This window comes from Ruminococcus sp. N15.MGS-57, from assembly GCF_000980385.1.
In the GTDB taxonomy this organism is placed as follows: domain Bacteria; phylum Bacillota; class Clostridia; order Oscillospirales; family Ruminococcaceae; genus Hominimerdicola; species Hominimerdicola aceti.
Genome location: NZ_LARF01000020.1, coordinates 1 through 13,980, shown reverse-complemented (window position 1 = coordinate 13,980; position 13,980 = coordinate 1). Strand labels below are relative to the sequence as shown.

The window sequence follows — 13,980 nt, the reverse complement described above, 5'->3', positions numbered from 1 at the left end:
TTTTAATCATATTTGCGAGGATACATAATGAAATATACTTTTGATTGCGACCGCTGGGGAAGCAGTTTTTCAGTGCCGTCTAAAGTGGTCGACAAATACATAAAATTAAGTGATGGCGACTTTGTAAAGGTACTTCTCTGCATACTCTGTTCAACGGAACGTGAATGCGACAGTGCAAAGCTTGCGGAAAAGTCAGGACTTCCTGAGAACACTGTCATTGACGCTGTGACACACTGGGTATCGCTAGGAGTCATCACCACAGAACACAGTGATACGACAAAGCCTGCACAGGTCAAAGCCGTTTCTACACCTGTTTCAGAGCCTGAAACAAAGGCCGAGCCTGTTTCAAAAGTTGAGGCAGTTGCCCCGAAACGTCAGAGCGTTTCAAACAAGCTGTGCATAAGATACAAGAATTCTGAGATATTGGAAAAACAGCAGAAGGACCCTAACCTTGCACATCTTTTTGACGAGATACAAACCGTTTTACAACGCACTATCAATGGAACTGAGCAAGGGGAACTTCTTGCTCTTTATGAATATTACCGATTTGATGCTGCATCTATTCTCTTAGCCGCAGAATACTGTGTGTCACTTGAAAAGCACAACGTGTCTTACCTTGTGACAGTAATGCGTGGGTGGTTTGAACAAGACATCTGTACTTATCAACAAATTGAACAAGAAATAATTAGGCTTTCCAACATAAAAAAGTATGAATTCAAGGTACTGAAAATTTTCGGACAGACCGCTAAGCCGTCAAAGCAGCAGCTCGAGTTTATAGAAAAGTGGCGAACAATGGGCTTCACTGTTGAAATGCTGGAGATAGCCTATAACAAGTGCGTTGACAATACCAACAAACTGAATTACAAATATATAGACACTATACTGTCAAACTGGGCTGGCAAGAGCATCACTACCCCTGAACAGGTCACACACGAGGACGAAAAGTACCACACCTCAAAGAAAAATAAGAATACTAATAAGCAAACTTCCTATAATCTTGATGATTTTGAAAAATTCGCAATGAATTTCGATCTAGAAAAATCAGGAAAGCTATGATAAGGAGTAGAAAATGAAATATTCAATAACCGCATATGACAAGGCTGAAAATGAACTTAAAAGACGGCGTGAAGCTGTCATGAACGAGCATGAGGTTCACGCTCAGGAGATAGCACAGCGACTTCCTGAAATAGAGGTTCTTACAAGATCACTAAAAGCAAATAACTGTGAACTAATGAAGGGCATAGTAGGCAAAAATGCTCATGGAAGAGAATATATACAAAAAATGCGTCAAAACAATGCCAATACTAAACGTGCCATTAAAGGACTGCTTAAAATGGGAGGTTATCCTGAAGACTACCTTGATTATCACTATTACTGTCCTAAATGCTGTGATTATGGCTATCGTGACGGAGTGAAGTGCAAGTGCTTCACCGACTTGCTGAAAAAATACACCACTGAGGAGCTTAACGAGAATTGCAGTATCCAGCTCCACGATTTCTCTGAGTTCAGAATAGAATTTTATCCTGAAAGTGATGGTAACGGAATGTCACCGAGAGATAAAATGAGAACGGTGTATTCAAACTGTCGTGCATATGCTGACAAATTTCATGAAAACTCTCCATCACTGTTTTTCATTGGCAAAACAGGTCTTGGCAAGACTTTTCTTTCAGCCTGCATTGCAAATGAACTTATACAAAAGGGCTACAGCGTCATTTTCGCCTCTCTGCTGAAGCTTCTCAGACAGATAGAGGACGAGCATTTCGGCAGAGCTACAGGTCAGACACTTGACATCATAGAGAATGCCGACCTTGTTATCCTTGACGACCTCGGCTCAGAATTTCAAACGAGCTTTACAGATTCCGTGATCTATGAAATAATCAACGAGCGTATCAACCTTAGCAGGCCAACGATAATCTCTACCAATCTCACCAATGAAGAATACAATGCAAAATATAATGAGCGTATAGTTTCGAGGCTCACAGGCTGTTTCATGCCTATTATGTTTGTGGGAAACGATATTAGACACGTAAAGCTGAAAAATAATCTTTAAGGGGTAAAAAATGAAAAAAATTAGGGGAACTTTTCTTTCTATACCGGTGCTTCTGCTTGCAAACGCACCTGCGCTGTGGAAACTTATTGACATAAATTCTCTGCTCAAAACGCTTATCATCATACTTTTGGCACTATACACCTTGGTTTTCATGTTCAAATCACATGGGCGCAAAGGTTCTAATGGAAAAATCCGACGGCTTGATTCCGGAGCGTTTGTACTTGGTTGCGGTGTTTTGCAAAGCGTTATACAGATTATAATAGTGATAGTGCTTTGCTTTACAAAGCTGAATGGTTGGCGGCTTCTTGCAAATGCACTTTGCGCTTATGCTATAACAACGCTTTTGTGTCTGAGTGGCATTGTGCGGATAGCGGCTTCGGCACGTCAGGTGAAAATACTGTGGTATGTTATTCTGTTATTCACCTGGTACATACCTCTTGTGAACTGCATCGTGTTCAGAAAATTCTACAAGACAGCGAGAAGTGAATACTACTTCGAGCAGGCAAAGCTTGACCTTGACGCTGCACGAAAAGAGAACGAGATATGCAAGACAAAGTATCCTATACTTATGGTGCATGGCATATTCTTCCGTGATTGGCAGGTAATAAACTATTGGGGCAGGGTACCTAATGAACTTATTAGAAATGGCGCAGAGGTCTATTACGGCAAGCAACAGTCCGCCAACAAAGTATCCGTCAGTGCCACTGAGGTAGCTGAAAGGATAAAAGAAGTCATTGCAGAAACTGGCGCAGAAAAGGTCAACATAATCGCACACTCAAAGGGTGGGCTTGACTCGAGATACGCTATCTCTCACCTCGGCATGGACAAATATGTGGCAACCCTTACCACCATAAACACGCCACACTATGGCTGTAAATTCGTTGATATGCTTCTTGGGAAGATACCTGAGAGCATACAGAGCTTTGTTGATAGAAAATACAACAAGCTTTTCACTGCTCTGGGTGACAAAGGCCCAAGCTTTTTAGATGGCGTTTATGACCTGACTTACAAAAACTGCTCTGAGCTTAACGCAAGCACCCCTGACAGCCAGTTGGTTTCCTACCACTCCGTGATGAGCAAAATGAACAGCATACGTTCCGCAGGTTTTCCGTTAAATATCGGCTATCTGCTCAACAAGCCATACGGCAAGGGCAATGACGGGCTAGTAACAGTTGAGTCGGGACTTTATGGTGAAAACTCCAAGATGATAGAACACAAGGGCAAGCGTGGCATTTCTCATGGCGATGTTATCGACCTTTTCAGGGAGAACATCAAGGATTTTGACGTGAGAGAATTTTATGTAGATATAGTAAAAGAGCTTAAAGAACAAGGCTTCTGATAAAAAACACCCGTATCGCACATGATACGGGTGTTTTGCTATTTTCTGGGGCGAATTAAATATTTCATTCTGAAACGCTGTCTGCCCTTGATAGTTTTGCGATTGAAGTTTGCTATCTTCGCATTGAACGCAGACATCATTCTAAGCTCATGGGTTGGAAGCTCCTCCTCACCATAAAACCGACAGTCTGACAGACTATCGGTCAAAACTCAGCTATCTATTTTTGTCACATTGTCATAAACTATCTTATATTTTTCGCAGACCTTTTCATAATCCTGCTCATAGCCTGACAGCTCACCGTCCCTAAGATCCTCTGTAAGGTCATAGCTCGCCTTGTAAAGCTCATCAAAGCCAAGATTGCTGCAAATGCCTTTGAGGGTGTGAGCCATACGGAAAGCTTCCTTGGCGTTTTTCTCCTCTAAAGCCTTGCACATATCCTGAAAAGTTGTATCATCAGCAAATCTTTTTGCAAACTTTGTTATCATTTTCTCACTGCCGAAACGTACCAGAACGCTGTCATAACTTGCGCCAATGCTTTCATAAAATTCTCTAGTAGTCATCAGGACACTCCTTACAAATCATATCATCTCTTATTCTACGCCCTTTGCAAGCTCGTTCTGAATATCTTTAAGACATTCGACAAGCACAGGGTTGAATGTGCCGCACTCTCCGTTAAGTATCAATGCCATAGCCTTTTCATGAGAATACGCCTTTTTGTAAACTCGCTCGCTGACAAGTGCGTCATAAACGTCAGCGACAGAAACTATCTGAGCCGATATCGGTATCTCGTCGCCTTTTAGTCCGTCAGGATAGCCCCTGCCGTCATAACGCTCATGGTGCCACCTGCATATGTCATGGGCTATCTTCAAGAGTGGCTCGTCACGGAACTGCTCAAGACTTTCAAGCATATTCGCTCCGATAGCGGAGTGAGTTTTCATTATCTCAAACTCCTCTTTGGTTAGCCTGCCGGGCTTATTGAGTATCTTATCGTCAATGCCTATCTTGCCGATATCATGGAGTGCCGCAGCCATTGGCATGAGAAGCTGCTCAGTGCCGCTGACAGTATACTTGTTTGTGCGCATAGGAAGCCTATCTAAAAGCAGCTCCGTTATGCGCTTTATGTTCACCACATGGCTTCCACTCTCGCCGTTTCTGAACTCTACTATCTGGCTGAGTATGCTTATCATCATACGGTTGTTTTTATCTTTTTCGTACATCTGGTCGCTGACAAGGGAAATAAGTCTGCGCTGTTTTGCATAAAGCTTAATGGTATTGAACACACGCTGATACACAACGCGTGAATCAAATGGTCTGCTGATATAATCAGAAACGCCAAACTCATATGCTTTTCTTATAGAGGACGCAGAATCCTCGCTTGATATCATTATAACAGGGATATCATCTATCCAATGATGTTCCGCCATATAGTCAAGGACTTCAAATCCGTCCATTTCGGGCATGATTATATCTAAAAGCACAAGTGAAATTCCAGTGCCATACTGATTAAGCAGGTCAATACACTCCTCGCCGCTTGCCGCCTCATGTATGATATATTCATTGCCAAGCATTTCAGAGAGTATCTCTCTGTTTATATTTGAATCGTCAACAATAAGTATCTCCTGCTTTTGAGGCTCACCGACAACACTTTCGTGACCATCTGTGACAACTGTATCTTTCTTTGTCTTTGCCTGATACATAAGCTTATCAGCCTTGCTGACAGCTTCGTCAAGGCTATTGCCATCAGAGAAAACGCCGCCGACGCTTGCTGACAGACGTATATTTGAATACCCTGGCACAGTTGCCGCATGGATATTTCGTTTTATCTTCCTGAGCTTATGGGCAAAATCGTCCTCCTGAATACCAGGCATGACAAGCAAAAACTCGTCGCCACCATAACGCACAAGCTCATCAGATTTTCTAATACAGCGCCTTATAGCATCAACCACTGTCACAAGCACCATATCTCCTGCGTCATGACCGCATGTATCATTATAAACCTTGAAGTCGTCAAGATCTATCATCGCAACGCCCGCAGGCACATGGGACTTTTTAAGCTTATCTTCAAAATATCTCCTGTTGCTCGCACCTGTCAATGCATCAGTATACATTGCCTTATGATATTTTGACAGCTTATTCATTATCTTTTCTCTGTCCTGAACACCCAGCAGAGAGTCCTCATCAAGCTTTTTGATAAGCTCCAAAACATACGGCTCTCCGTCAACCTGAACATACTTTGAAAAGACCTGATAAATGTCAGTTCCCATAAATTCAAGCTTAGTTCTCGGCTTTTTATCAATAAAAGTTTTTAAGGATATACAGTTTTCACAAGGCTCGTCCACTTTCCAAAAAGAAAAACACTGACATGGATTTTCAACGCAGCCGCTCACTCCATGAGGACCGTCCGCTTTCAGAAGCCTGACAAAATCAAAAGTTTTCCTGAGAACGTCAATTTCCTTTTCTATCTCCGAAGAGGTGGAACTCAGTTGGCTTTCGCTGTTATCATCGCAGGTCCATAATTTGTACACGTCCATATTCACGTTCTCCTTACGCTTAGTGTAGACTTATTGTTGCTTTTTTTACTTTTTTCGACATTATTAACTGATTTATTATACCACACCTCAATCACATTGTCAACCGAACGATACAAATTATAATATTATTCATAATATTAACACATTCATATTTTAAGCGACTTTGCTCTAGTTTTTCATATATTTATCGTCATTCATAAAGTAAATATGGCACTCCACCTCAGTTTCCTCACTGAGCGAGAGCATTTTTCTGAGTATCTTTTCGTAAAAATCAAGCTGTGAACGATATGTCTTTAAAATTCTCTCCTCAAAAAGCTTTCTGTCGGCTTCTTCCTGTATGTTGGTCTTATAGTCGATTATGATAAAGCTTTTGTCTGACATTTTAAGCACAAGATCCATAACTCCGTTGCTGTATTCATTGCCGTCCATACTGTAGAATGGAAGCTCTGTATACACTGCCTGCGCAGTTTTGAGCAATTTTTCGATATCCTTGTCTTTCAAAAAACTGTGAAGCTGATAGTTGATATAGTCCTTATAAAAGCTCTCAGAATCCTGCGAACTGCACTCGTCCTCAAAGTCGAGATACGCTCTGCTGACAATCTTCTGAATAAGCTCCTTCTGCTGTGGCGTTTCGTTATACGGAAACAGCTTTCCACGCATATTCACCGCAAGCTCAAAGGCACGATGTACCATATGACCGATATCTATGCCCTTTGGACGTTCATAAGACAGTTTCTCCACTCCACTTGGTATAGTGACTTTTTTGCCGTCCTCAAGGTGGCTAGGAGTGATTTTGCTAACATATTTCTCACTGAGCTTTTTAACGCTTTCATCAAAAGCTTTTCGGCTGTTGTTCACCTCGTCGAATATATCCTTGACGTTTATCTGCGCCGCCTGCACAGCACTTTGCGCTGTGGCATTGTTTATCTGCGGCAATTCTCTGCCTATTTTGCTCATTGTAAGTTTGTCGATCACAGGTTTTTTCCGTTCAAAAGTATACACAAATATAAAAGCCTGCTTTGCTCTTGTGGCCGCAACATATTCAAGCCTGAGCTGTTCGCCAAAATATTTATCCTCTGCCTGCTTCCTCTCATTAGGATAGAATTTCAAATAGTCCATATATGAATAATCGCTTGTTTTCAAAGGTACATAGACCTGTCTTTTAGCCACAAGGTCGGTGTACTTTCCACCGCTGAATTTATGATTTTTAGCCTCCGCCATAATAACGATATTTCCCTCAAGACCCTTTGCCTTGTGAAGATTCATGAGCCTTACGCAGTTCTGCTCACTGCTGTCAAGGATAAGCTCTTTTTCTTTCAGCACAGAAAGCTCGTTTTTCATCATGTCCATAAGCTCGCCGCTTCCTGCAAAATCCTGCTTTTCCCACTTTTCAATAAGATAGATAAGATTTGAAAGCTCATATTCTCTGTTGCTGGTATTATCGAAAAGAAGCTCAGGAAAATCAAGTATCTTATAAAGCTTCGCTATAGGCTCATTGACAGTATCGGCAGACGTCTTTACTGCAACAAGTGTGGCGTCATTACTTTCACAGTTTTGTTCATAATCGTCTACGTCAATTTCAGCGTCTTCAAAATCGATGCTGTCAGGCCTACATCTCCAAAGGATAGAATAAGCCTTTTCCTTTGCGGTAGGGCTGTAGCTTTCAAAAACGAACTCTGCAAGAGCAATAAATCTTTTCAGCACCAGACTGTTTTTCTGAGGACGTTTGCCCCACATTGTATATGGTATGCCACTATCTGTCAAGACCATTGAATAAAACTCCATTTGAGTTGTGTTCCAAAGAAGCAGAAGAAAATCACTGTATTTTATAGGTCTTTCCACGCCCTTGTCGAATATCTTTCCACCGTTCACAAGGTCTGAAATTATCTTAGCCACGCTTTCAGCACCCGGATCTTTGACAAAATACGCCCCTCTGATAACATCGTCGGAAACAGCCGCAGGCTTATCAGCCTTTGATATCATATCGCTGTATGTCATACCATATTTGCCGTTTATTTCAGGCTGGAACTTTTCATTTACCCAAGCTATAAGCTGCTCATCAGAGCGGAAGTTGTAATCAAGTGAGAAAAACTCGCAGTTTTTCTCGTTATTGTTCTGGAATTTGGCTTTCATTTTGTTATAAAGCCTGATATCAGCATCACGGAAGCCGTAGATAGACTGTTTAGGGTCGCCCACCGCAAACAGCGCACCGTCACGGAGCGGGCATTGCCATATATCACCGCCTGCTGCAAGATTGCTGTCGTCAGCGCAAAGATACAGCAGAAGCTCAGTCTGCATAACATCAGTATCCTGAAACTCATCTATATAAATGCAGGAATACTTGTTTTTGAAAAACGCTCTTGCCTCAATGCTGTTTTTGAGAAGCTCGTGAGTGTGATACAAAAGCCCGTCATTTGAAACGCTCTCCCCGTCTTCACTCTCCTGATAAACCTTTACAGCCTGCTCTATATACGTTGCTGTCTTGTTGAGGGCATACAGTGCATTTTCTTTCTTTACATTATCAAACCCACTTGGGCTGAAAATAGCCATGTTCTCATTGCTCTTTGGATGATCTTTCTTAATTTTAGTCTTATTAAAAGGCTCAAGGAACTTTTTGCAAGCTTTAAGATTAGCGCAAACTTTTACATAATTATACTTTGGGTCGTAGACATTCATATTATCAGGAAAAAACTTTGTCACATCACCAACAAGAAAACCTGCTATATCTTCGTATTTTCCACCCAAAGCACCATTATAGAATGCACGCACAAGACTATCCCTATAGTTACACATTTCTTTATAGGCAAGCTTATTTATGGTGTCAAATGTCACACTGTCATAGCTTTTATCCCTAACAAACTCAACATCTCTGTATTCAGCACACTCAAGAAATGTTTCCATAAGAAAGTTTTTCACACGGCTGTCTCTGAGCTTATATTGATTGCTGTTCAGAAAGCCGAAATCTTCCATGTTCGCACCATTTGTGCGGTAATATCTCTCGAAAAAGTCAGCCTGTGCCTGCTTTGTTTCACCGTCCTCGGCAAGTTTTAATCCCAAATGCAGGTCAGCTTCAAAAGGCTGTTCTGACAGCATACTCAAACAAAAGCTGTGTATAGTGCTTATCTTCATGCGCTGTAAATTCATAACAGCGTTCTCATACAGCTTCTTTTCCTCACCGCTGCATTTTGCAATATTCTCCGTAAGCCCTGCCTGTATCCTCTCATAAAGCTCGTTTGCAGCAGCGTTGGTGAAGGTTATAAGGACTATCTTTTCAACAGGTATACCTGCGCCTATCTGACCTATAACACGCTGTATTATAAGCCTTGTCTTACCTGCACCTGCACCTGCTTCAACAAGGATATTCTTATCATAACTGTCTTTGTCTATTATATAGCTTCTTATCTGTTCTTCACTCATTCTGTTGCACCCCCTGAGCAAACTTCTTCATAAGCAGGACAAAACGTGCATGGAGTAATTTTATCATTCTTATTCACAATACACTTTTTAAAGCCCTCTTCTACTATTTTCTTAAATGTTATTGTTATCATGTTTTCGATTCCAGAATTATCCTTATTGTTAACTACATGGCAATTCCCTTTTTCAAGAATGAAAACGTAATCTGCGGCAACGATATCACTTTCGCTCACTTCTCCCACAGGCGTAAGACCATTTTCAAGTGCAAGGGCATAAATATAGTCCTGCGGATCTTCTGGAAGCTTCTCCCTGAATTTTTTGATATCCTCCGTCTTGTAGTCAACTATCTGATATGACACCTTTGTGCCATCTATTATCCTGTCAAGGCGGTCTATCCTACCCCTTATGGTGACTTCATACTCTCCTATTTTCACATCGCCGACAAATGGATACTCGACCTCAACGACCTCACGTTTGCCTGAGTGTATATCGCCGTGCAGTTCGTCAAGATAAGCTTTGACACAGTTGTAATATTCCTCTCTCTCACTCTGCGCAACAGCCATATCCAACGGTGGATAATCAAGAAGGTATTTTTTCGTAACACTCTCGAATATCTCATAAAGCGCCGCTGTGTCAACAATTTCAGACACCTCAGCCGCACTTTTGCCTTTAAGCACAACCTTTGCATAATTCTCCATTATCTCATGTATATACATTCCCTTGACATTGCCTTTGAGCCATGCACTGCGGTCTATATCCACCTCCTGCGGCTTTTCAACATGGGCAATACGCTCATAGAAAAACCTCAGCGGACACTGAAGCATAGTCGAAAGGCTTGTGGCAGAAATGATAAAATGTTTATTTTCGCACATTTCACGCAATATATCTATACGGCTTTCTCTTTGCTTATCAAGATACTCCGTAAGGCTTTCGCTTTGCTTTGCACCGTCATCATGAAGCCCGATTTTTTCTGCCTTGTTTAGAAAATCACTGTTTAATGATATCTCAGAACGCACGCTCACCTTGCGTCTGTCAGAAAGATAATCATACACTTCTATTTTGTTTACATCAATGCCCTTTTCAGCCGCAATAACAGTATACACTGCCGACGGGCTTTGCGCTCTTATTTCTACGGTATCATAAACACTACAGCTTACAACAAGGTTTGCTCTCTCAGCCATGAGAACAGTTCTCACAAGGTCAGTGAGCTTTCTGCGCTCGATAGCGTCAGAACAATGGTCACGGTTGCCGAAAAGCTGTTCTCTCTCCTTATCGTTCAGAACAGGTGACTCGTCCTGCATGACAGGAAATCTTCCTGTTGTCAAACCAAGAACATATATGTTTTTCATGAAAAGCGCAGAATACCGCCCCATAAGACAGCAGGTAACAGCACCTTTTGATGCAGGCAAAGAATACCTTGCGTTCTCTGCAATGTCGGTGATCTCAGTCATTGCTTCCTGCAAGCTAAGACTCTTGTCATAGTCTGCATAAAATATATATCTGCCTATCAAAGCGTCCTTAACGCTTGATATGGAACTTCTCTGCTCGGCGTTTGCTCCATTCACATATTTTTTTACCAATTTCAGTACGCCACCGTAAAACTCTTTTGCGCTGACATTTTCTTTTTTAAAGACATCATAAAAGTCCGTAAACACCTGACTATCCCTTGTGCTATACCATTCAATGCCCCAGCCGTTTCCAGAATTCTGTGCTTCAAGGAATATCCTGCCCTTGCTTTTGGTCTTGCCGTCCTCTATTTTCTCCTCATATTTGAAAACAGGAGAGAGCATCACATCTTTGAAAAGGTCAAATCTATAGTCATTTTTGCACCATTTGAGCATTGCCCTGAAAAATGCAACAACGTCACTGTGTCTGCATGAAATGCCCTCAGGAAATTCCACGGGGACTTTGTATTGATCGCACATATTCACGAGCAAGTCCATATACTCATCATCTGGACACAGCACAGCGGTATCGCAAAGCTCGTAACCACTGTTCACGATATGTAGAACAGTTCTCTCCACCTCGTTTGTTACGCCATAATTTCTCCAAAGCTCCGCCTTTTGTGCTAATTTTCTCAGACCATTCTGATACTGCTCATCGCTCATATCAGCCATGTTATCTATAACCGCAGGATCAGGCAAAAGCCCTATATACTCCGCTGTCAGCTTGTCAGCTTCTATTTCTTTGTCATATGCAAAATGAACGCTGTTCACGTCTGCCTTACCAGCCTTTATAAGACCGCCAGCAATGCTTATGAGCTTTGCACTGTCATATAGTTTGCTGTCTGAAAGCTTATTTTCATATGCTTGAAAGATCGCACTCAGCTTGTTGATACGTCTGCTGTCCAAGGACAATGAATCAGGGCCTATACAGTTCATTCTAAGCTCTGATATTGTCTTGAATATCTCCATGCAGGCATTATGATCATCGCTTTTGAAATAGCTTATACCGCTTTCATCAATAATACGTCTTACTATCTCACAGCCCTCAGCGTTTGACATCGTTATTATCCTGCTGTCCATATACTCGGCACTGGTTTCGATAATATGCTTTGCATGATCTGCGACTGTGTATCTTTCAAGCCTTATAACAATATTTTCACCGCTTGAGTTCTCCAACATTCTCTCGGCATTGAGATAATCATTACATATGTAAACCTTTTTAGTCAAAGGGTCTGCTTCATTACAGTCTTTGAGCCACTCTATAAAAGTCATTACGCTTTCTCCCCTAACATAAATTATCATAATAACATTTTACCATAGCAGAAAAATCTTGTCAATCTACAATTAGCGTGTTTGTATACTTTTTTGAAACATAATATTAAAGAAAATTTATTGATAAAATCATACCGCTATGTTAAAATATACTTTGTAAAACTTGCGTGGATTTTTCCTGACAGTATGTCACTTTTCGCCACACAGCAAACAGGCTGTGCGGCTTTTTTTCTGCCCACAGACAAAAGGAGTGTAAAAAATAAATGAACAGTGATTTCATGAAAACAAGACCGATCTTCCCTCTTCTGCTTTCAATGTCCCTGCCAATGGTGATATCAATGCTTGTAAACTCTCTTTACAACATCATTGACAGCTTTTTCGTGGCAAAGATAAGCGAGGACGCAATGACATCGCTTTCACTGGTGTTCCCTGTGCAGAATTTTATAAGTGCCACTGCTATCGGCTTTGGTATCGGCATCAATGCGGTCATTGCCATATATCTTGGTGCAGGCAGAAAGGAAAAGGCTGACATTGCCGCAACTCAGGGGCTTGCACTTTCAGCGGTGCACGGCATTGTCCTCATGATAATATGTATACTTATAATGCCTGCATTTCTATCTATGTTCACAAGTAATAAAAACGTTGTAGATCTTGGCGTGCAGTATTGCAACATTGTATTTACATTCTCTCCTGCATTAATGCTTGCCATTGCATTTGAGAAGATATTCCAATCTGTCGGCAGAATGAAGATAACAATGTTCAGTATGCTCTGCGGCTGTATCGCAAACATAATCCTTGACCCTCTGCTTATTTTTGGCGTTGGATTTTTTCCTGAAATGGGTATAATGGGTGCTGCACTCGCCACCGGTATCGGTCAGGTGCTGACCCTTGTCATATACATAATAGCATATCTTCGCTGTGAGCTTCCTGTTAAACTTTCCGCAAAACACAAGCGTCCCGACGGCATAATAATCGCAAAAATGTACTCCATAGGCATTCCTGCAACGCTTAATCTTGCACTGCCGTCACTTCTCATATCCGCCCTCAACGGCATACTTGCGGCATATTCACAAAGCTATGTGCTTGTTCTTGGAATTTACTACAAGCTCCAAACCTTTCTTTATCTACCCGCAAATGGTGTTATTCAGGGTATGCGACCAGTTATCAGTTTTAACTACGGAGCAGGCGAGAGGGAGCGTGTGAAGAAAATTTACCGCATTGTTCTTTACATGACAGGTGTGATATTGGCGGCAGGAACTATCATATGCGCACTTTTCCCAGCCAAGCTCATAGGGCTTTTCACGGAAAACGCTGACACTATCGCCATAGGCAAAACAGCACTGCGCCTTATCTGTATCGGCTTTGTTATCTCCGCAGTATCCGTCACCTCATCAGGTGCGCTGGAGGGACTTGGCATGGGCATTCCATCGCTTATGATATCTCTGTGCAGATTTATTGCGATAATACTGCCACTTGCGTTCTTCCTCTGCAAGCTCACGGGACCAACAGGCGTATGGAACGCATTCTGGATAACAGAAGTCGTCACCGCTTTGATATCTTTATTTATCTACAGATTTTCAGTTTCAAGGCAAAAAGATTTAAAATAAACACCGTTGCCATTCCACAATTACCATTTATTTCTGTTTAACAACTTTTAATTTGCAAAAAAGCGTTGACATTTTGCAAAAAAAGTGTTATAATATATCTTGTATGCCGCTGTGGTGGAATAGGCAGACACAAGGGACTTAAAATCCCTCGGGGTAAAACCCGTACCGGTTCAAGTCCGGTTAGCGGCACCAGAATAAAAGCTCTTAGATCGTTCCTATGATCTAAGAGCTTTTCTGCTATAGCAAAAAAATTGACGGCACTCAAACTGACCCGCCCCCTGTCAAGTAGACAGCGCAAAAAACAAAAATATTCTATGTTGTG

The 13,980-nt window shown here is 41.7% G+C and carries 9 protein-coding genes and 1 tRNA gene; 5 read left to right on the top strand and 5 right to left on the bottom strand.

Annotation, left to right across the window (positions count from 1 at the left end; genetic code table 11):
- Positions 1–27: 27 nt before the first annotated feature.
- The 3 genes from WS40_RS05940 to WS40_RS05930 are packed head-to-tail and all read left to right on the top strand — an operon-like array spanning position 28 to position 3,389.
- Positions 28–1,056 (top strand): DnaD domain protein, encoded by a 1,029-nt coding sequence (locus WS40_RS05940; protein ID WP_046440995.1) that lies wholly within the window; start codon positions 28–30, stop codon positions 1,054–1,056.
- A 13-nt stretch (positions 1,057–1,069) separates the two neighbouring features.
- Entirely contained in the window at positions 1,070–2,050 is a 981-nt protein-coding gene (locus tag WS40_RS05935; RefSeq protein ID WP_046440993.1) for an ATP-binding protein, read from the top strand.
- Positions 2,051–2,060: 10 nt separating this feature from the next.
- A complete protein-coding gene (locus WS40_RS05930) occupies positions 2,061–3,389 on the top strand; it encodes an esterase/lipase family protein (RefSeq protein WP_325208449.1) in 1,329 nt (442 codons plus the stop codon).
- 38 nt (positions 3,390–3,427) lie between these two features.
- On the opposite strand, the gene WS40_RS11465 is transcribed toward WS40_RS05930, so the two are convergent.
- From WS40_RS11465 to WS40_RS05910, 5 genes are all read right to left on the bottom strand, one after another.
- Positions 3,428–3,595, bottom strand: coding sequence for a hypothetical protein (locus WS40_RS11465; RefSeq protein ID WP_325208448.1), 168 nt, complete (start codon positions 3,593–3,595; stop codon positions 3,428–3,430).
- 3 nt (positions 3,596–3,598) lie between these two features.
- Positions 3,599–3,949: an Hpt domain-containing protein gene (locus WS40_RS05925; RefSeq protein ID WP_046440991.1), complete on the bottom strand. Its 351-nt coding sequence runs from the start codon at positions 3,947–3,949 to the stop codon at positions 3,599–3,601.
- A gap of 30 nt (positions 3,950–3,979) precedes the next feature.
- The gene (locus WS40_RS05920; protein WP_325208447.1) at positions 3,980–5,920 is read right to left on the bottom strand and encodes a diguanylate cyclase; all 1,941 of its coding nucleotides are present in this window, start codon (positions 5,918–5,920) and stop codon (positions 3,980–3,982) included.
- 168 nt (positions 5,921–6,088) lie between these two features.
- Positions 6,089–9,337: a UvrD-helicase domain-containing protein gene (locus WS40_RS05915; protein ID WP_046440988.1), complete on the bottom strand. Its 3,249-nt coding sequence runs from the start codon at positions 9,335–9,337 to the stop codon at positions 6,089–6,091.
- Positions 9,334–12,081, bottom strand: a complete 2,748-nt coding sequence (locus tag WS40_RS05910) for a PD-(D/E)XK nuclease family protein (protein ID WP_325208446.1) — start codon at positions 12,079–12,081, stop codon at positions 9,334–9,336. The genes WS40_RS05915 and WS40_RS05910 overlap by 4 nt, the downstream gene beginning before the upstream one ends.
- Before the next feature lie 233 nt (positions 12,082–12,314).
- Here WS40_RS05910 and WS40_RS05905 point away from each other — a divergent pair, with 233 nt between their 5' ends.
- Together WS40_RS05905 and WS40_RS05900 are read left to right on the top strand one after the other, a co-directional pair.
- Entirely contained in the window at positions 12,315–13,658 is a 1,344-nt protein-coding gene (locus WS40_RS05905; RefSeq protein WP_046440985.1) for an MATE family efflux transporter, read from the top strand.
- Positions 13,659–13,763: 105 nt separating this feature from the next.
- Positions 13,764–13,850, top strand: a tRNA-Leu gene (locus tag WS40_RS05900).
- Positions 13,851–13,980: the final 130 nt, after the last annotated feature.

Bases quoted from the DNA above. Each gene is read 5' to 3' on its own strand.
- WS40_RS05935 (WP_046440993.1), top strand. From the start codon at position 1,070: ATGAAATATTCAATAACCGCATATGACAAGGCTGAAAATGAACTTAAA.
- WS40_RS05930 (WP_325208449.1), top strand. From the start codon at position 2,061: ATGAAAAAAATTAGGGGAACTTTTCTTTCTATACCGGTGCTTCTGCTT.
- WS40_RS05910 (WP_325208446.1), bottom strand. From the start codon at position 12,081: ATGATAATTTATGTTAGGGGAGAAAGCGTAATGACTTTTATAGAGTGG.
- WS40_RS05915 (WP_046440988.1), bottom strand. From the start codon at position 9,337: ATGAGTGAAGAACAGATAAGAAGCTATATAATAGACAAAGACAGTTAT.
- WS40_RS05920 (WP_325208447.1), bottom strand. From the start codon at position 5,920: ATGGACGTGTACAAATTATGGACCTGCGATGATAACAGCGAAAGCCAA.
- WS40_RS05925 (WP_046440991.1), bottom strand. From the start codon at position 3,949: ATGACTACTAGAGAATTTTATGAAAGCATTGGCGCAAGTTATGACAGC.
- WS40_RS05940 (WP_046440995.1), top strand. From the start codon at position 28: ATGAAATATACTTTTGATTGCGACCGCTGGGGAAGCAGTTTTTCAGTG.
- WS40_RS05905 (WP_046440985.1), top strand. From the start codon at position 12,315: ATGAACAGTGATTTCATGAAAACAAGACCGATCTTCCCTCTTCTGCTT.